Genomic DNA, 18098 nt, shown 5'->3' with positions numbered 1-18098 from the left:
AGAATGGGGTGTTTCTTACGAGGATGGGAGTGGTGCCCGCAGCGTGGCCTTCGTGCCGTGGCCGGGCGAACTGGTGATTTCAAAGGAACCCTGGATCTCGTTCATGCGGCGCTCCAGGTTGGCCAGGCCGTTCCGGTCCACCGGGCATTCGGAGCGGTCGAAGCCCCGCCCGTCGTCCGTCACGCGGATGACCAGTTCATGCTTCTCCAGGCGGATGGCCAGCGTGCAGCCGGTGGCCCCGGAGTGCTTCATCACATTGTGGATGATCTCGTTCACCGCCATCAACAGGTGGTGGCGGAGTTGTGAATCGAGCGGCACGTCCGGCAATCTTTCCGCCACATCCAGGCGGCAGCGGATGCCCGCGGTGCCGAGGCTCTCCTGACAGCGGGAACACAGATAGCGGGCCACGGACGGGAGGCGGTCGTGGGCGGGATTCACGGTCCACACGATTTCATCCAGCGACTTCGCCATCCGCTGCGCGCGGTCCACGATGTTCTCCAGGCTCTGCCGCACGGGATGACCGGAGTAGGTATCGGCGGCGAAGGTGCCGATGAAATTGATCTCGCTGAGCGTGGCTCCCAGATCGTCATGCAGATCTCCGGCGATGCGGGTGCGCTCGCGCTCCAGGCGTGTCTCCTGCATCAGCCGGGCCATCTTCCGCTTCAGCCGCCGCTCGCTCCATTTCCGCACCAGGATGCCCGCTCCCAGCAGTGCCAGCGTGACCGCCGCGATGCGGAAGGCGGCCGTTTGCCAGATGAACGGCTGGACCATCACCACCACGGAGGCGGGTTTCGCGGACCAGCCGCCTTCCGGTGTGGCCACCGCCACCTCGAAGCGGTATTCGCCCGGTGGCAGCAGCGGATAGCCGGCCGTGCGGTCTCCGCCGCTCTCCCGCCAATCCTTTTCCATTCCGGCCAGCCGGTAACGGAAGCGGAGTTCCTCCGGCCGGACGAATTCCGGCGCGGTGAAGCGGATCAACAATCTGCCGGAGCCCGGTGGCTGCACGACGCGGCCGTGCTGCGCCGGATTCTCAAACTGCCAGAACGTGCCGCGGCTGTCCGAGGCGCTCTCGATGTGAACCTGCGGCGCTTCCGGGGCCCTCAGTGTCACCGTCGGGTCCACGTGGATCGCACCGCCCGCCAGTGAGAACCACAGCGAGCCATCCGGTGCCTTCAGGGACGCATTGCCATGGGCGACCGTGAACTGCCCGGGTGGCAGACCGTCCGCGCGGTTGAAGCGGAGACTGTGCAAGGGCAGGCCGTCGTTGCCCGGCGAGCGCTCCAGCTCCGCGATGTCGAGACGCTGCAATCCCTGGTCCGTGCCCAGCCACAGGTGGCCGTGGTCGTCCACCTCGATCTGGAAGATCGCCAGACTGATGAGACCTTCCTTCCTGCCCCACCATTTCACATGGCCGTCCCGCCACAGGACCAGCCCCTCGCCGAACGAGCCGATCCAGATTCCTCCCTCCGCGGCCTCCGCGAGGATGGACGGAGAAAAATTCCGCACCCCGATGTCCTTGCGCACATCCCGCCAGGCGCCGTTCTCGAAAACCCACGCGCCCTCTCCACTGGCCGCCGCCCACAGCCTGCCGCGCGAGTCCTCCAGCGTGTGGGTCACGGAGCCCACGTACGGTCTCTCTAGTAGTGTCCGGCAGGTCCCGTCCTCCAGTTTCCGCAGGCCGTGGTAGGACATCCCCAGCAGCAGGCCTCCGTCCCGGGCGGGCTTCAGCGAATGGAACAGGGTGGGGGATTCATTCGGCGGGATGAAGACACCGCGCACCGCTTCCGCCTTCCCATCCCGCACCCGGAAAAGTTCCTCCCGCTCGAAGCCCACCCACAGGGTTCCCTGCGGATCATAGGTCATCGACCAGATGGGCGCGCGCTCCGGCAGCCCGGCTTCCTGCTGGTCCGGCACGAAGCGGCCTTTCTCCATGCGGAAGATGCCGGAGCCATCCGTGCCGACGCGCACCACTCCGTCCGGACCGATTGCGATCGCGGAGGTCACATTCCGCCCCAGTCCCTCCGCCGGGCCGTAGCTGTCGAAGGTGCGGCGGCGCAGGCGGTCCAGTCCTCCTCCGTTCGTCCCCACCCAGAGGGTGCCCTGCCGGTCGAAGAAGACGCAGCGGGTGTCATTGAGGGAAAGCGAGGCCGGAGCATCGATGCGGCCGTGCGTCTCTCCATCGAGATACACCAGTCCCGCGTTGCGTGTCGCCAGCCACAGCGTTCCGTCCGGTCCGGTGGTGCAGGCGTTGAAGGTGTCCTTGCCACCTCCGGGAATCAGCGGGAGCAGATCCGTCCAGATCCCGCCGTCCTTTCTCACCAGCGTTCCATTTCCACACACCACCAGCCGTTGGTCGCGGTCATATCCCAGTCCGTCGAGTTCCTGCCCGTTCCACGGACCCAGCACCGCCACGGGTGCGCCATCCGCCGTGCAATGGAAAAGCTGGGTCCGGCCCAGCAGCCACATCCCGCCATCGCCATCCGCCCGCAGGGCGCGGATATGGGGGCTGGATTGGGGGAAATCCATCTGGATGGTGCCGGAGCCGGAGATCTTCCAACTGTGGTAGTAGCCACCGGCCCACATCGTGCCATCCGCGGTCTCCTGCAGCGCATATACGGGATCGGTCGTACTTCCCGGCGGACGTTTCCACACCCCGTCCTCGCGCCAGGCGACTCCCGCGGCCGTGCCCACCCAGATCCGGCCGCGGTGGTCCCGCTCGATGCAGAACACCGTTCCGCCCGGGAGCTCGTCCACGATGTTGTCGAACTTCACTCCGTCGAAGCGAGCGATCCCCCACCAGGTGGAGACCCAGATGTATCCCTGCGGGTCCTGGGTGATGCCGGTCACCGCGTTGTTCGGCATGCCTTCGCTCATCTGCCACGAGCGGTTCAGCCAGGCGCGGCTGTCCTCGGCTCTTCCCGGCAGCACCCACGAGGCTGCGATGAGAAGCACACGTGTGAAAAAAGCGGCTGGTCCGTGCGCAATCATCGGTTTCCGTCGGGGGATTCCCGGAACCGGGGTTTCCATGAAGGTTCAGATTCACCCATTCGGGTGATGCGATTCTGCGGAAGAGGGATCAGAATCACAAGTCACGATTGCCCGTTGGTGTGGTGCCGGGGCTTCGCTGAAACCTCATCCCGCATCCCATGTCATCGTATCAAGCACCGGAAGACCGCGCGTACATCCAAGCACTGATCGACGGAGCCCCCAAGGAAGCCGGCGCGTTTTTCAACCTCAAGTACACCGCCGAGCGCACCGATGGAGCCATCCCTGCGAAATATCGCGAACTCATCTCGATCGGAGTCGCGCTGACCACCCAATGCGCGTACTGCATCGAATCCCATGTCCAGAACGCCGTGAAGGCGGGGGCCACCCGCGAGGAAATCGCGGAGACCGTGTTCATCGCGGCGGCGCTGCGTGCGGGAGGCGCGGCGGGAAACGGCCTCCTGGCGATGCGCCTCTTCGATGAAGCGCGCGGCACTCCTCCGCCATCCGCCGATTGAGAATGACAGGCCGGAGTTCCACCCATCCTGCCGGATTGCGGGATGGCGCGGATCCTATTTCGCACCACCCCGCTACCCGTTCCTTGCCGCCATCCGCGCTTCAGGGCGGACTTCATCCAGGCAACCGGGAAATCTGTCATCGGAGTCGCCGCCGGTGCCGGAAAAGGGGTGGCACCTGCCAGGAGAATGCCTGACAGGCGCCGGGCGCTTCGAGCTTGCTCCTTGTTGGATCGGGAGCAGGTGTTTTTGGGTTTTGGGTTTGGTGCATCATGCGGCTCCCACGCCTGGCGGGAGTAGGACCGCAGGTCGTCATCCTCCGCAGGGCCGCAAGGACGGCGATGAGCAGGATGCTTCCCCGGAATGATGCTGGTGACACCCTATCTCCTCCGGGTGATCCGCCCAATCACCCATTCGGGTGAATTTTCACCGGCACCGCACGCGTCACCAGGTCTGCCGGGGCGGCCGCGGAAGGAACATCTTTGATACGGTGATTCTAGTAATACACCGCAATGCCCGTGGCATGGCACGCGCCTTCCGGGCACGATGGTGGGCCGCGGAAGCGCGGAGTCAGGCCGATGCGGGCTTCGCACCTTGGTAGAAATAGGGCACGGTGAAGGTCCAGACACCGATCGCCACGGCGATCACGCCCGCGTCCTTCGGTGCGGGCAGCCACGGCAGCGATCCACCCACGGAGTAGATCCACAGGCCGAAGGAGATCGCGCTGATCACCACGCTGCCCCACTCCGCTTTTCCGTCCGTGCCCTTCGTCGCCTTCCAGCGCACCAGGATCACCAGCAGCAGGCAGACGATTCCGAACTGCGGCAGAAAATTCACCGCCGTCGGCTTGAGCGCCACATACAGCGAGATCACCTCGGCAGGCACCAGCAGCACCAGCCGTGCGAGGTAGGGCTTGTCCGGCGCGGTGGCCGGAGCCTGCGGCGGTGCGCCATTCGCGGGGGGCTCCACGGCTTCGAGGCCGGGATCTGCGGGACGGACCGGTGCGGGGGCGGCGGGACCCACCCGCAATGATCCGGGAGGAGAAAGGGGAGCACTCATGCGTGGTCAAGGAGTTGGGCCAACAGGCGGATGTATTCGGAGATGCGGTGATCTTTGAAGAGGTCGAACATCCCCTCAAGCTGCGCTCCTTCCAATTCCGCGGCATCCAGCGACGCCTGTAATTCCAGGAATTGCTTCGCGGTCAGGGGCGCGAGTTCCGAGTCGATCATCAGCGGCTCGCTGATCCCGGATTGCACGACGGCCTCCACCGACTCCAGCGTGAGCGTGGTGGCGGTGCGCACGGCGGCCGCCAGCTCCGGAGTCTGCACGGCGGCCACGGCTTCCAGCGCGGGCACGGCCTCCAGCACGCCGGGGCGGACGATGCGCTTCAGCATGCCGGTGTGGCTGAAGCCCGGCGGCACCCGCGGCACGATGTCGCTCTGGTTGACGAAGCGGACGAGGCGTCCCGGCAGCTCGATGGCGAAACGGTCCGCGAATCCCTCCAGGCCCACCATCGGCTGGCCGTAGGTGTAGAGGGACGAGGGGATGCCCGCCATCTTCCACCGCGCCGCGGTGATCAGCGCCAGCGCGCCACCGAGGCTGTGGCCCGTGATCCAGAGATACTTCGCCTTCCCCGCCACCTCATCGAAGCCCCGGAGGTCCGTCTCCACATCGGCCACGCCGTCCTTGAAGCCTTCATGCACGCGCCCCCATGGATGCCTCACCGGAAAGAAGTGCGCGTTCCTGATCCACTGCCCGGGATTGCTCGTGCCGCGGAAGGCCAGCAGCGCCACGTCATCCGCCGTGCTCCAGAAGCCCTGGATGTTCGAGCGGTTGAAGGTGGTGGTGTGGCTGAATCCTGCGGCTGTCGCCCAGGTGCGTGCGGCTTGGTCGTTGTAGGCTGCCTGCGAGGCTTCCGCCAGGAAGACGGCGGTATCGAGATGCAGTCCGGATTTTTGCAGGAGTTGGTAGGATGCCATGGGATGGGGTTCTTGGGGTGGGATGAGGGAAGGAGATTTCAATGAGGCGGGACCGGTGCGTCCGGGTGCGGGGACAGGAGGTCCTTTGCCATCGAAATCTGGATGAACTTCGGAGGTGCGGTGGGGTCGTCCACGAAGGAGGACCGCAGCCTTTCCCGGGGCACCCCGTGCTGGACGATGAGTTCGATCACGTCCTGCGCGATGGGCTTGTCCTCCGTGCGGAAGTAGCGCACCTCGGTCTTCGACGGCACCCGCTTGCGGACCTGGGCGTATGGCACCGGCATGGGAATGCCCGACTGTTGGAGCAGGTTCACATATTTCTTCGCCTCCTCCGCGAACTCGGGGGAATCACCGGAAATCAGGATCTCGCCCATCACTCCGGCCCATTTCCGTTCCTCCGGTGTCGGCTCCGGTGTTGGAGTGTCGTCGCCCGCGAGGGTGAAGCCGGTGGCAGCCAGGAAGGGTTGTGCGGCTTTGACCACGGAGCGGTTCGGATCGAGCGGATCGAGGCTGAGCAGGATGCCCACGAGCTTGTTGTCCTTTGTCAGGACCGGTGCTCCCGCGTCACCCAGAGTGGAGATCTTCGTGGTGTAGATCAGCTTCGAGGTGGGATTGTACTCCAGGATCTTTCCCTCCTTCACGCCGGTACTCAGGCCGATCAAGGTCACGGAGGTGCCGGCCGGCAACTCCGCCGGCTGTGCGACCCCGTGGATGACAGTCCCTCCCACCGCCGTATTTTTCGCTTCCACGGTGGGTGCCGCGTCGAGGATGGGCACGGCGGCGAGTTCCAGCGGATTGTTCGCACCGTAGGATGGATCGGCGGGAGTGGAGAACAGGCGTGGCGCGTTGGCCGCCTGGTCCGTCACCGAGCGGATGGGATAGAGTTCGCTTGGTTTGTCAGGGGCCAGCAGGTAGGCGGGCATCAGCAGATAGCTTTGGTTCCCGCCCGGTTTCCGGAGGAAAACCCCCGCTGTCGCCTGGCTTGCGATTTCCTGATCCGAGCGGATGAGCAGTCCTGATCCGGGCTGCAAGGTGGCGGGAGCCGCGGCGGTGGCTCCCTGGCCGGAGATGGCCGTCTGGGGTGCCTGTCCGTTGGCGATCAGTTTGTCCCCGAACTCATCGATCTTGGCCTTGAGATCTTCGGGCGGCAGGGTGCTGTTGCGGATGGTTTGCTCGAATTCCTTGGTCAGTCCGTCCAATACTTTCACCTGGTTGACTTCCCTTATTTGACTCAGGGACACCGCCTGCACACCGAGGACCTTGGCTTGGTAGGATTCCTTTTCCGAGAGAGCCAGCTTTGCATTGGCTTCGGCGAGTCGTGCTTCGGATACAGCCAATTGTGCCTGGGCGTCAGCGAAGGCCTTGTTGGCGGCCTTGCTCTCCTGCCTCGCTTGAGCGAGCCCCATCAGCGCGATCACCAGCCCGATGCCCGCGACGAGTCCGACGAACTGCCATTTCTTTCTCTTCCTCACTTCGCCGGACGACTTGCTGGCTTTGACGAATTCGTCCTCCTGCTTTGTCAGGTCGAGATAGCCGTCCGCTTCATCCAGCAGGCTGCCCGGTTCCAGCAGGGCGGCACCATTCCGGCCGTGCTCGTTCCAAAAGCGCGCCGCACCGCGCAGCCGGCGGCGCTGGGTCATCCAATTGCCTGCGACTTCCCATTGGTCGATGACGGAGGGGCCGACCAAGGTATGGCTGCCGTTCTGCTCCAGCACCAGCCCGGTCGCGACCAGCCTCTGCAGCCACTCCTTGGGCTGGGTTTCGCCTGACGGCGCTTCCAGCTTTGCGGTGAGCTCCTGTTCCGTGCGCGGCACCAGCCGGAACGAGGTGCCGTTCTCCTCCAGCTCGATGAGGCCCAGAAATAGCCGTTTCAGCAGTGTTTTGCCATGGGGGGTGGCGCTCTGATAGAGCTCCTCCGCCTTTTTGCCCGCATCCTCCTCCCCGACATCCTGGTAGTCATCCAGCACCGCCCTTACCAGCCCCTCGGAAGGGGCGCCGGTATTGACCGCCGCCCAGTAGTCCAGCATCCGCTGGGCCTCCACCCGGTCGTCCAGGGAAGAGAGGCGCGCTCCGAGCGCGGACCCTTGCAGGATGAAATGGCGGATTGTTTCCCGGGTGGCGGGTTCCCGCGCGCTGCGGTCGGGGTTCCCCAGCAGCCTGCGGTGCTCGCCCTTCATCTCCGCCAGGCTGTTCCATGGCGTGCCGGCGGGTACGGATTCCGTAATCATGAGATTTTCGTGAGGAGGGTTTCGATGGGAGCGATGATTGTGGTGACGCTTTCGCAGGCTTTGAGCAGTTTCTGATCCGCCAGGTTGAAGAGATAGTCCGCCTTCGCGCGCATGGCATCGAAGGTCTTGATGACCGTGGTTGGCTCCGGTTTTTCCGCGGCCGCAGCGGTGGTGAAGGCGCGGATGGACAGCATCAGGTCGCTGAAATCGTCCGAATAGCCGGTCTGGGTTGCCTGGAGATTCTGGACCCACGGGGCCAGAAGCTCCGCCAAGTACTGGATGTCTGGTAGGTCCGCCTCCCGCCCCCCTTCGACGCTCCGGGCCTTGTCGTCGATCGGCCTCACCTCCCGGTCGAAGTCCTGCCAGGACTGGTGTTCGGCGACCAGACGGCCGACTTCGTCCTTGAGGGGGATGAGCTTCATCATTCCTTCCAGACCGACTCCGGGCGGAATCATCCGGTCCGTGAGGAGGTCCGCCACCAGCACGGAGATCCGGTCGAACGATAGCTTCGCCGCCTTCCGGCCGATCTCGTGTTGGAAATCGGCCGGGCCGGTGGCGACGATCCGTTGCAAGGTCATGCGGATCACCTTTTCCGACTTGTCCGGGGTGATTGCCGGTTCCCTGAGCCGGTTGACGGCGTCCGTGAACTGCTTTGCAAAGAGAGCGGCCGTGTCCACGCTCGGGCATTTCGCCGCGATCTTCTGGAAAGCGGCGGCATCGGCGAGCAGCAGATCGAGCAGGCTGGCAACCTCCTCCTTCGCCTCATCCACGGTCGCGGTATCCGCCATTCTGGCGACCGCCGCCAGCAGGGGCCGGACACGGACTCCCGCCTGATGCAGCAGAATCTCGTGTGCCGCCTTGCAATCCCGCATCGTGGAAAGGTCCGCCTTCAGCGTTTCCAAGGCGGATGCCAGCTCTTCCAGGGTGTTCGGTTTCGTTTGTGTCAACTTGTTCGTATCCAGCTTGGTCAGGGAAACGAACGCGGCGGAGACCTCCTTCGAGCTCTCGCGGATGGCGGCGACGGGATCGGCCGCCGCGGCACTCACCAGCCACCCCAGCTTCGCGAGTTCTCCGCGGATAAAGGGGGCGGAAACGGCGCCCGTGGCCAGCTCCACCACGGTGGCGGAGCGGTGGATGCCGGCAAGAAACCCCGCTGGATCGAAGACCCCGCAGCCGCTCATGCCGGGGCCGGTTTGGGCTCCATTCAGCTTCAATGTCCCCGCCTCGCCGAGTCGCTGGGATTCCGCGTTCCGGGCGATCACGCTCTGCACCAGCTTGTTGGTACGCCAGGTGGCGGAACCTCCCGGGAAGCCGACAATGTCCAGCGCCTCGCCGTCCTTCACTTCCTTCCAGTCGGGCGCGAAGGGTTCGACCTGGAAGTCGTCCAAGGGGTCGGACCCCTTCACCTCCAGCAGCACCCAATCGCGTGCCGGATGGCGTTGGTCGGCAGGCACGTCTCCTGGTGACTGGGGCGAGAGTACATCGGCGATTCTGGCGATCCATGATCCGGGGCAGACGCCGCTCTGGCGGTTGGGGATGTCGGCAGGTTTGGTGAATCCCAGATTCGGCTTCCAACACAGGATTTCCCCCAGTGGATCTCCGTAGCCATTCGCGCCTTTTGAATCCGCACCACGGATCACATGGCGGCAGGTCAGCAGGTAGCGCCTGTGCGAGTCCGGCTGGTTCGGCTGATAGAGGGACACCACCACGCCGCTGCCCATCTGGGCCGCTCCCTGCGGGTTCCCTTGGGGGCGCGCCTCCAGATACCAGACGTAATTTCGAATCGCTTCCATGAATGATGCATGTGGAAAGAGAGCCGGAGTCCGCATCAGCGCACGGACTCCGGGGCGGGCGCGGGATTGCCCGCGCTTGCGATGAGACATCAGAGGATCAGATCGGCCGGGCCGTTGATCTCCCGTTGCGGGCGGGCTTCGGTCCTGGCCAGCGGATCGTATTTCTCCAGGTCGAAGGAAAGGCCGGTCTTCCCCTCGATCTGGCTGATCGGCACCTGGTAGGTCTTGAACTCGCCGAACACGAACTCCAGGTCCCCGAGGTAGTCCGCCTGGCTGAGCACGTAGCCGGTGGCGGAGAGCTTTCCGGAGAGCGGGTTCACGATCACCACCACCTTCCAGAATTCCTCCGGGATCTGCACGCCGCGGTAGTCGCGGTCGTTCTCATCCATCACCGGTCCGCTGAAGACGGAGGCCTGGAGCTTCTCCTTTCCGGCATTGCCGAGGATATAGTCCTCCAGGCTCAGCCAGGTCTTCTGGTTCAGCTTGGAATGCTGGGGCGAGCAGTTGGTGAAGAAGAACGTCTCCTCCTCCGCCTGCTTCGCCTCCTTGCGGGACTCGCCCCACGTGGGATCGAGGCGGCGCACCAGGTGGCCGCGGTCCAGGTTGTTCCGGACGTAGAGGTCCTCGCCGATCTGGTGGTCGCGGGAAATACGATCATCGTAGTACCATTTGTCCGTGCCGCGGTTGAAGTTGTAGAGCAGGTTGCCGTCGATGTTCACCGCGGTGTAGAACGGCAGGCGGCGGTCCGAGCGCATGACGATGGAGAAGTGGCTGTATTTCAGTTCCCCGTCGTCATTGCCCTCCACCGGTGCGATCAGGCCGGTCTGGTCCTCCGGGATGGTGGGCAGCGGCACGCTGGTGCCATTCGTCCCCAGGAAATCCGGGTGGTAGCCCGAGCCGCCGTTCGGCACCGGCGCGGCCACGGTCGCCTCGGGTGGTCCGCCGGCGGGTGGCGTGGGGGCGGCCAGCGCGGGAACGGTGATCCGCACGGGCGAGATCTCCGCCAGCCGCTGCTTGAGCCAAACGGACGTGACGGCGTAGTTCTCCAGGTGGAAGGAGCCGGAGAAATGGAGTCCCACGGCCTTGCCGGTTGCCAGATCGATGACCGGGGAGCCGGAGTTTCCACCCAGGGTGGTGCCGTCGTGTTGAAGGAGCTTGCCATCCGGGCGGACTCCCATGATCCGGCCCGGGCTGAGCCGCTTCACGTTGTACACGCCGCCGAAGATGTCGTTCATCACGAACGAATCATTCCGCGAATCCTCCGCGGGATAGCCGATGATGGCGATCTGCTGGTCGAACACGGGCAGGGTGGCGGCCAGCTCCACCGGGGCGGGGAGCTTGATGGCGTTCTTATCCATGCGGACCAGCGCCATGTCCGGCAGCAGATCGCTGTCTTCCTCGATGTAGATGATCTCGCGGACCGCGGCCTGTGCCACCGCGTTGCGCTGGTACTCGCGCAGGAAATCCGTGCGGCTCTCATACAAGCGGCCGGACGGCGAGGCGCGGAACGAAAAGCTGCCACCCGATTTCTGGCCGAAGAGGGAGGCCACGTGGCGGTTGGTGATCAGGATGTCCTCGTCGATCATCCAGCCGGTGCCCACGTAGTCGGAGCGGTAGTTCAGGATCTCCACGCGGCCCACCTTCGGAATGGCAGCCAGCAGCGTGGCCTCCGCGCCCTTCAGGCGGGTTTCGATTTCCTTGGACTTCGGCGTCTGCCACTTGCCGTCCTGCACGATCAGGGCCGGGCGGCCGAAGTCCAGGATGATGGCCTCCGTGGTGGTGTAGGCGCCGTCCCGGAGGACGTCGCCATTGCCTTCGATCAATAGGTCCAGGGATTCGGCACCCGGGCTGCCTTTGGCGGATTCGAGGGTTTCCCGGCTGTTGCCGAGTTCCGCCATCACGGCGGTGTCGGAGAGCAGGGAAGCCAGGGATGACTTGAGTCTCTGTTTGTTGTTGGACATGTTTTCTCGGGAGTTGGGGTGATGTGTTGGAGTGGTTTCCGGCATGAGGCCGGACGGGAAAAAGTGGGTGAGGGTGATCGTTGATCCTTGGGGTTTTGGGAGGAAAATGCCAAGACTCGGAGGCGTACAAAACCGGAACACTGTTTTGCTTTACGGAAATGAACGGGATGTTCCGTTTGATATTGACCAGTTAGCATGAGGTGCGTCACAGATGAGGGGATTTTCCATGAGGATTGTCCGCAACAACGGGAACTGGCTGGTGCTTGGCACCTGCGGGCGGATGCGCCTGGATCTGCACGGAATCGCTTTCCGGAACGGATTCCGCGTCTCCGGCATGAGCGCCACGCTTGGTTGCAGTGATCGCTATCTCTATGATGTCTTCGTCCGGGACGTGGGCCTGCCGCCGAAGGCATGGCTGGCGCAGATCCGCATGGTGGAGGCCCGCCTGCGGCTGCGTGCCGGAGAAGGTCCGGGACACGTGGCGGGGGAGCTGGGATTCTCCACCCTCGGCAGCTTCCGCCGCGAGTTCATCCGCTGTTACGGCGTGTCACCGGTACGCTATCTGGAGAAGATGAGCGAAAGGTGGCGCGAGAGGCTGCCCGGTCTTAACTAGCAGGCGGGTGTGGAATTCTTGCGGGCGTCCCTACCTCCGGAGGCGGGCCGAAGGGGGGCGGTACACCCTCTCAGAGACGGAGCATGGAGATCGTCCAGCGTGCGCTCGACCGCCTCCCCGATGAAGGAGACCTGCGATGCCGGGCCCGCCCTTACCACCACGCCACCGGCTGGCCGCATTCCAGGGCCAGCAGCTTCGCCTTCGTCTCCAGCCCGCCCGCGAATCCGGTGAGCTTCCCATTCGTGCCGATCACGCGGTGGCACGGTGCGAGGATCGAGATCGGATTGCGCCCGTTGGCTGCTCCCACCGCACGCTGCGAGTCCGGCCGCCCGATCCGCTCCGCGATCTGTCCGTAAGTACGAGTCTCACCGTAGGGAATCTCCAGCAGCGCCGCCCACACCTCCTTCTGGAAATCCGTGCCGTGGAATTCCAGCGGTACCGTGAAGCTCGTCCGCTTCCCCGCGAAGTATTCGCCGAGCTGCCGCTCCGCCTCCACCAGCACCGGATGATCCGGCCGCTCCGCCAGCACCCCCAGCCGCACGCGGTCCGGAGCGTCGTTCTCCCACAGCACCGCCGCCAGTCCCTTTTCGCCCGCCACCAGGGTGAGCCGTCCCACCGGCGAGCCGATCACCTTGCATGCCTGTTGGGTTGTCGTCGTGTTCATGGCCTCACCCTGCCGCATTCCGGGAGGAAATGCTGGCCGTTTCCGGACATGGATGCAAATTCGTTCCCATGTCCGAAAACGGCCAGCGTGAATCCCTCCGCACGGCTATCGTGACCCCATCATGATCGACGACCACGCCGCCTACCGCGCCCTCGCTTCGCACGATCCGCGTTTCGATGGCGTCTTCTACGTCGGCGTCACTTCCACCGGCGTCTATTGTCGTCCCGTGTGTCCCGCGCGCACGCCGCGCCGGGAAAACTGCCGCTTCTTCCCCAGTGCCGCCGCAGCGGAAAAGGCCGCCTTCCGCCCGTGCCTGCGCTGCCGCCCGGAACTCGCGCCCGGCCAGGCACCTGTCGATCACGCCCAGCGCATCGCCCACCTCATCGTCCATCGTCTTAATGAAGGATTGCTCGATGAAGGCACGGGCCTGGAGGACCTCGCGGAAGGTTTCGGCATCAGCTCGCGGCAGCTCCGCCGCATCGTCCATGCCGAGCTCGGCGTCTCGCCCATTGAGCTGATGCAGACGCGCCGGTTGCTGCTCGCGAAGCAGCTTCTAACAGAAACCACGCTGCCCGTCACGGAGATCGCCTTTGCCAGCGGCTTCGCCAGCCTGCGCCGGTTCAATGACGCCTTCCTGCGCCACTACCGCATGCCGCCCACGCGCCTGAGGAAATCCCTCGCGGAAAAATCCACGCCATCCTCCACCGGCACCTCCACGCTCCGCCTCAGCTATCGCCCGCCGTATGATTGGGACGGCATCGTCGCCTTTCTCCGCCATCGTCTCATCCAGGGAGTGGAGTGGATTCCGGACGATGGCTCCGCCTATTTCCGCACCATTCGTCTCGGCGATCACACCGGCTGGGTCCGCGTCCGCCATGATGAGGAGAAACGCGCGCTCCGTGTCGAGTTCACCCACACGCTCACGCCCGCGCTGCCCGCGTTGCTCGGACGCCTGCGCGATCTCTTCGATCTCAACGCGCGCCCGGATCTCATCGCCGCGCATCTCGGGAACGATCCGCTGCTCGCGGACTCCGTGCGGCGCGATCCCGGGCTGCGCGTGCCCGGTGCCTTCGATCCCTTCGAGATGGCGGTGCGCGCCATCCTCGGCCAGCAGGTCACCGTCCGCGCCGCCACCACCATCGCCTGCCGCGTGGCCGCCACTTTTGGCGAGGAGTTCGCCACACCCTTCCCGCCACTCAATCGTCTCACACCTGCTGCCACCGTGCTCGCGCGGGCGGAGGTATCGGACATCGCGCGCCTTGGCATCGTCGGCAGTCGCGCCGCCTGCATCCAATCGCTCGCACGTGCGTGTCATCGCGGTGAACTCGTCCTCGACAGCGGCGGTGACCCGGACGCCGCATTCGCGCAGCTCACCGCGCTGCCCGGCATCGGTCCATGGACCGCGCACTATCTCGCCATGCGCGCGCTGCGCTGGCCGGATGCCTTCCCGAAGGAAGACATCGCCATCCGCAACCGCCTCGGCCGCGTCACGGCGAAGCGGGCGGAAGAAATCTCACAAGCGTGGCGTCCGTGGCGCAGCTACGCGGTGATGCACCTGTGGCGGAATCCCTGAAGGTGGGGACGCTGCGGTTCCGCGTCACTCCCTGCGGCGGCGCAGCAGGCCGAGCAATCCCAGTCCTCCGAGAATGGCCGCCGATGGCTCGGGCACGCCTTGGAGCGCATTGAGGATGTTCGAGGTGCTTTCACCCGGCGTGAAAGTCACGATGCGGGCCTCGTCGATCTTGCCGTTGAAATAAGTCCCGCCACCTGGATTCACCGAAATGTGAAGCGTGTCATTGACCGGAGCGCCCGCGTAGGTGGCCTGTGCCACGCCATTGATGTAAAAGGTCGTCGTGCCAGCGGAGCGGATCAGGGAGAGATGCACCCACTGGTCCGCGGTGAAGGAACCGGCAATCCCGTTGGCGGTCCCGATCCATGATACGTTATGCGCACTTGCGGCCCAGCCATTGGGGCCCAGTGAGAGCTTGTAGGCTCCGTTGTTTCCCCCCAGCGAGATGATGTCCCGTGTGCCGCCAATCGTTGCCGAAGAAGCATAGACGCCCACCGCGAAATCATCGGTGGGTAGGCCGGTCAGGAGGTTGGACGAGAACCATCCCTCATTGGTCGCGCTGCTGGTATCGATGTAGGCGGTCGATCCCGGAGCCACCACGCCGGTGGTTCCGACAATGACGGTATTGCCGCTGATGGCGGTGGCGAGATTCCTGCCGTTGCCGGAACTATCCTGGGGAAGATTGTTGGCTCCGGAGAGGCTCCCGGCTTCACCGAGATGATACTCGGCGAAGACCGTTACGGCGGCGGGAGAGACTGCGGTCAGGCCCGCGAACATGGCGAGCACCAAGGGGGATGTGTTTTTCATGGACATGTGTTGTATGAACGAAGCAATCAATGGGACGGGGGCAGGAGGTCGGAGCCGATGCTCCGCCTTGTCATCCCCCGGAGAGGCGGAAGGTTAACTGGATAAATCCGGATCATGGTTTCTCCGCGGCTTGGAGGCGCAGGAAAAGAGAGCCCGTGCCACCGGGAACGAAGACCTCGACGGGGCTGCCGACGCTGCCCGGGTCCTGATCGTACAACTGCCAGTTCTGGAGATCGGACGAGGACTGGATCGTGTAGGTCACGTCCGGACGGGCGCGGTGGAATTGGAATTTCCAGCCGCCTCCCGGAAACATGCCAAAGGTCGTGGCACTCCCTCCTGTGTGGGGATGGCGTGCATTGCCGATGCCGAGCGCATACTTGAGGAAGTTCGGCAGGCCATCGCCCCACGGCGTGGTATCCGCTCCGGCGATCCCGGACTGGATCTCACCGAGCGTGAAGTTCTGCTCCTGCCACAGGCGGAAGGAGGTCTTCTCCGGATCGGGTCTTGCGGAGTTCTGGACCTTGAACATCCAGATCGAGACCGCGCCGGACGCGGAGTTCACGCGGAGGCGCAGCCACCGCGAGGTCACCGGTGCGGGCAGGTCGATGCGGATGGACTCGCCCAGCGTGGTGCCGCTGTGGATCGTGGTCCACGCCGAGCCATCGTCACTCGTTTGCAGGTCGAACGACTGGCAGCGGTACACATCGCCCTCGCCATATTCATTCACCATGATCCGGTCGAAAGTCGTCGCTTGTCCGAAGTCGAAGGAGAGCGTGGGGCTGGCATCACCGTCCGCCGCGGCCCAGCGGCTGTTAGGGTCCTCGTCACTGGCCTTCCACGCTTGATGGCCGCCGCTCGGCCACTCGGTGGAGGCGCTGGCCGTGGCGGTCCGGGCGAGGTTCACCGGGAACGGACGATCCGGTTCGAGTCCCAGCCGCTGTGCCAGTTGCGCCAGCGCGGTGACGTTGCTGGGCAGCAGCACGCCATTGCGGTTGGGAGAACAGTTGATGACCAGCAGGTTTCCCTGCGCGGTGGCGGTGTTGAACGAGTTTTCCAGCGAGGACAGCGGCTTCGCCGTCTCGTCGCCGGTGTGGTAGAACCAGTGCGAGCCATTCGCGATCGTGATCGTCGCCTCGAAGGGCAGGTAGTAGGTGTTTCCGGAATGCGTGAAGGTCTTCGGGTCCGCGAACTTCGGCATGAACGGGTCGGCCGTACGGAAATCGGAGGGGAAGTATCGCAGCGGATCGCCGGGCTGCTGGTTCGCGGGAGTGACGTTCGATCCCTCCGGTCCCACCGTCCAGTTCACGCTCACCTGGCATTCCGGCTGGAGCGATTTCACCAGGTCATAGACCGCCGGGATGTTCCAGTCCTCGCTGGGGGTGACCCAGCCTCCATCCAGCCACAGCTCCGCCACCGGGCCGTAGTTCGTGAGCAGCTCCGTGAGCTGGTTCTTCATGTAGGTCACGTAGGCGGCGCTGTTCGCCGGGCTCAGGTCGAGGCTGGTTGCGCGCATCGCGCCGTTGTTCCAGTTGCGGTCCCACAGCGAGTAATAGACGGCGAAGCGCAGGCCGTGGCGCTGGCAGGCGTCCGACACCAGCTTCACCACGTCGAGATCCGGCCGCGAGGACGAGGCCACGTCATACGTCGTGTAGGCGGACGGCCACAGGCAGAAGCCGTCGTGATGCTTCGTGGTGAGCAGCAGATAGCGCATGCCCGCGGCCTTTGCCGCCAGCACCCACTGGTCCGCGTCCACCGCGGTGGGATTGAAGGTGGTGGCCGGCAGCGTGCCATCCGTCCACTCCTGGTCGGCGAAGGTATTGACGCCGAAGTGGCAGAACATGCCGTATTTCCGGTCCATCTGCATCTGCTGCACCGCGTCCGGGAGCGTGGAGGGCGTTGGCGCGCGGCCGATGGCCAGCGTGGCGGTGGCGCTGGTGTCGCTGCCCGCGGTATTGGTGGCCACCACGTAGTAGTCCCCCGTGTCCGCGCTGGTGACATTCGCCAGCGTGAGCGTGCCCGTGGCACCGCCGGAAACGGGGACCGCCCCGGGATTGCGGAACCACTGGTAGGTCGGCGTGGGATGGCCGCTGGCATAGGCGGTGAAGGTCGCGGTCCCCCCGTTCTGTACGACCACCGATGCCGGTTGCTGGAGGATGTGCGGCTCCGGAGCGCCCGCCGAGGTCAGCGCGGCGAGGATGTTCGCCACGGATTCTCCGGCGGTGAAGGTGACCACGCGGGCCTGGTCGAGATGCCCGTCGAAGGCGTTGGTGCCACCGGCATCCACGCCTAGGTGGGATTGGCCGAAGACCGGCGTGCCGGACCATGTGCCCGCCTGCGCCGCGCCATCGATGTAGAAGGTCGTGACGCCGCCGCTGCGGATCAGCGCGAGGTGTACCCACGTGTTGGCGGTGAAGCCCGTGCCGCCGGCCGTCCCGATCCACGCGACATTGTGCGCGCTGGCGGACCAGCCGTTTCCATCCAGCGTGATCTTCAGCACGCCGTTCTGGTTGCTCGGGCCGGAGGTGAAGATCGAGCCGCGGGTGGCCGCCGTGTCTTCCGCCGCGCGGACATAGATCCCCATCGCGAAGTTGTCGCTGCCCGGCACGGAGAATACCGGTCCCCAGAAGCCCTCCTGGCGCGTGGTGTCGGAGGTGTCCAGATAGTGCGTCGATCCCGGCGCGGAAACCCCGGCGGTGGCCACCGGCGTGGTGCCCCCGTAGTTGTTCCCCGTGTAGGAATAGGTGCCGGTGAGGTCCAGCGGGCGGCTGTTCGTGCCGAGCGAGCCGGGTTCCCCCAGCGGATAGTCGGCGAGGATCGCCACATTCGCCCGCAGCACGGGTTGGCTCAGGGTGAAGGCCGTTAAAATGGCAGTCAATTTTGGATACATGGCGGGGAGTTGAACGAGTGGAGAAGTACAACCGCTCATCACTCCGGCTTCGCCCGAGGTTAATGGTTTTTTTGGGTTTTTGTGGTTTTTTTTGTT

12 protein-coding genes are annotated in these 18098 nt (G+C 64.8%); 3 read left to right on the top strand and 9 right to left on the bottom strand.

The features are described from left to right. Positions 1 to 15: 15 nt before the first annotated feature. A complete protein-coding gene (locus tag KBB96_RS09770) occupies positions 16 to 2952 on the bottom strand; it encodes a sensor histidine kinase (protein WP_211634512.1) in 2937 nt (978 codons plus the stop codon). Between the two features lie 194 nt (positions 2953 to 3146). Between KBB96_RS09770 and KBB96_RS09765 the strand changes: the two genes are divergently transcribed. Continuing rightward, the gene (locus KBB96_RS09765) at positions 3147 to 3503 is read left to right on the top strand and encodes a carboxymuconolactone decarboxylase family protein (RefSeq protein ID WP_211634511.1); all 357 of its coding nucleotides are present in this window, start codon (positions 3147 to 3149) and stop codon (positions 3501 to 3503) included. A 567-nt stretch (positions 3504 to 4070) separates the two neighbouring features. Here the strand turns inward: KBB96_RS09765 and KBB96_RS09760 are convergent. From KBB96_RS09760 to KBB96_RS09740, 5 genes are all read right to left on the bottom strand, one after another. After that, positions 4071 to 4559, bottom strand: coding sequence for a hypothetical protein (locus KBB96_RS09760; RefSeq protein WP_211634510.1), 489 nt, complete (start codon positions 4557 to 4559; stop codon positions 4071 to 4073). Continuing rightward, positions 4556 to 5479 (bottom strand): lipase family protein, encoded by a 924-nt coding sequence (locus tag KBB96_RS09755; RefSeq protein WP_211634509.1) that lies wholly within the window; start codon positions 5477 to 5479, stop codon positions 4556 to 4558. Before KBB96_RS09755 ends, KBB96_RS09760 begins: the two co-directional genes overlap by 4 nt. Positions 5480 to 5517: 38 nt before the next feature. Then, a complete protein-coding gene (locus tag KBB96_RS09750; RefSeq protein ID WP_211634508.1) occupies positions 5518 to 7707 on the bottom strand; it encodes an nSTAND1 domain-containing NTPase in 2190 nt (729 codons plus the stop codon). After that, on the bottom strand, positions 7704 to 9500 hold the full coding sequence (locus KBB96_RS09745; protein ID WP_211634507.1) for a S1 family peptidase: 1797 nt from the start codon (positions 9498 to 9500) through the stop codon (positions 7704 to 7706). The genes KBB96_RS09750 and KBB96_RS09745 overlap by 4 nt, the downstream gene beginning before the upstream one ends. A gap of 89 nt (positions 9501 to 9589) precedes the next feature. Further along, positions 9590 to 11461: a DNA/RNA non-specific endonuclease gene (locus KBB96_RS09740; protein ID WP_211634506.1), complete on the bottom strand. Its 1872-nt coding sequence runs from the start codon at positions 11459 to 11461 to the stop codon at positions 9590 to 9592. A 226-nt stretch (positions 11462 to 11687) separates the two neighbouring features. Here KBB96_RS09740 and KBB96_RS09735 point away from each other — a divergent pair, with 226 nt between their 5' ends. Beyond that, positions 11688 to 12074: a helix-turn-helix transcriptional regulator gene (locus KBB96_RS09735; RefSeq protein ID WP_211634505.1), complete on the top strand. Its 387-nt coding sequence runs from the start codon at positions 11688 to 11690 to the stop codon at positions 12072 to 12074. A gap of 151 nt (positions 12075 to 12225) precedes the next feature. On the opposite strand, the gene KBB96_RS21185 is transcribed toward KBB96_RS09735, so the two are convergent. Beyond that, complete coding sequence (locus tag KBB96_RS21185; RefSeq protein ID WP_211634504.1) at positions 12226 to 12738, bottom strand: methylated-DNA--[protein]-cysteine S-methyltransferase; 513 nt, start codon at positions 12736 to 12738, stop codon at positions 12226 to 12228. 121 nt (positions 12739 to 12859) lie between these two features. Between KBB96_RS21185 and KBB96_RS09725 the strand changes: the two genes are divergently transcribed. Further along, positions 12860 to 14311 (top strand): DNA-3-methyladenine glycosylase 2, encoded by a 1452-nt coding sequence (locus tag KBB96_RS09725; RefSeq protein WP_211634503.1) that lies wholly within the window; start codon positions 12860 to 12862, stop codon positions 14309 to 14311. Between the two features lie 24 nt (positions 14312 to 14335). Here KBB96_RS09725 and KBB96_RS09720 read toward each other — a convergent pair whose 3' ends face one another. Both KBB96_RS09720 and KBB96_RS09715 read right to left on the bottom strand, forming a co-directional pair. Next, on the bottom strand, positions 14336 to 15115 hold the full coding sequence (locus KBB96_RS09720; RefSeq protein WP_211634502.1) for a LamG domain-containing protein: 780 nt from the start codon (positions 15113 to 15115) through the stop codon (positions 14336 to 14338). 112 nt (positions 15116 to 15227) lie between these two features. Then, complete coding sequence (locus KBB96_RS09715; protein WP_211634501.1) at positions 15228 to 18002, bottom strand: alpha-L-fucosidase; 2775 nt, start codon at positions 18000 to 18002, stop codon at positions 15228 to 15230. Between the last annotated feature and the right edge of the window lie 96 nt (positions 18003 to 18098).

It is taken from the genome of Luteolibacter ambystomatis (assembly GCF_018137965.1).
GTDB classification, from domain to species: domain Bacteria; phylum Verrucomicrobiota; class Verrucomicrobiia; order Verrucomicrobiales; family Akkermansiaceae; genus Luteolibacter; species Luteolibacter ambystomatis.
The sequence above is the reverse complement of the archived record's forward strand: the minus strand, read 5'-3'. Positions and strand labels throughout refer to the sequence as shown.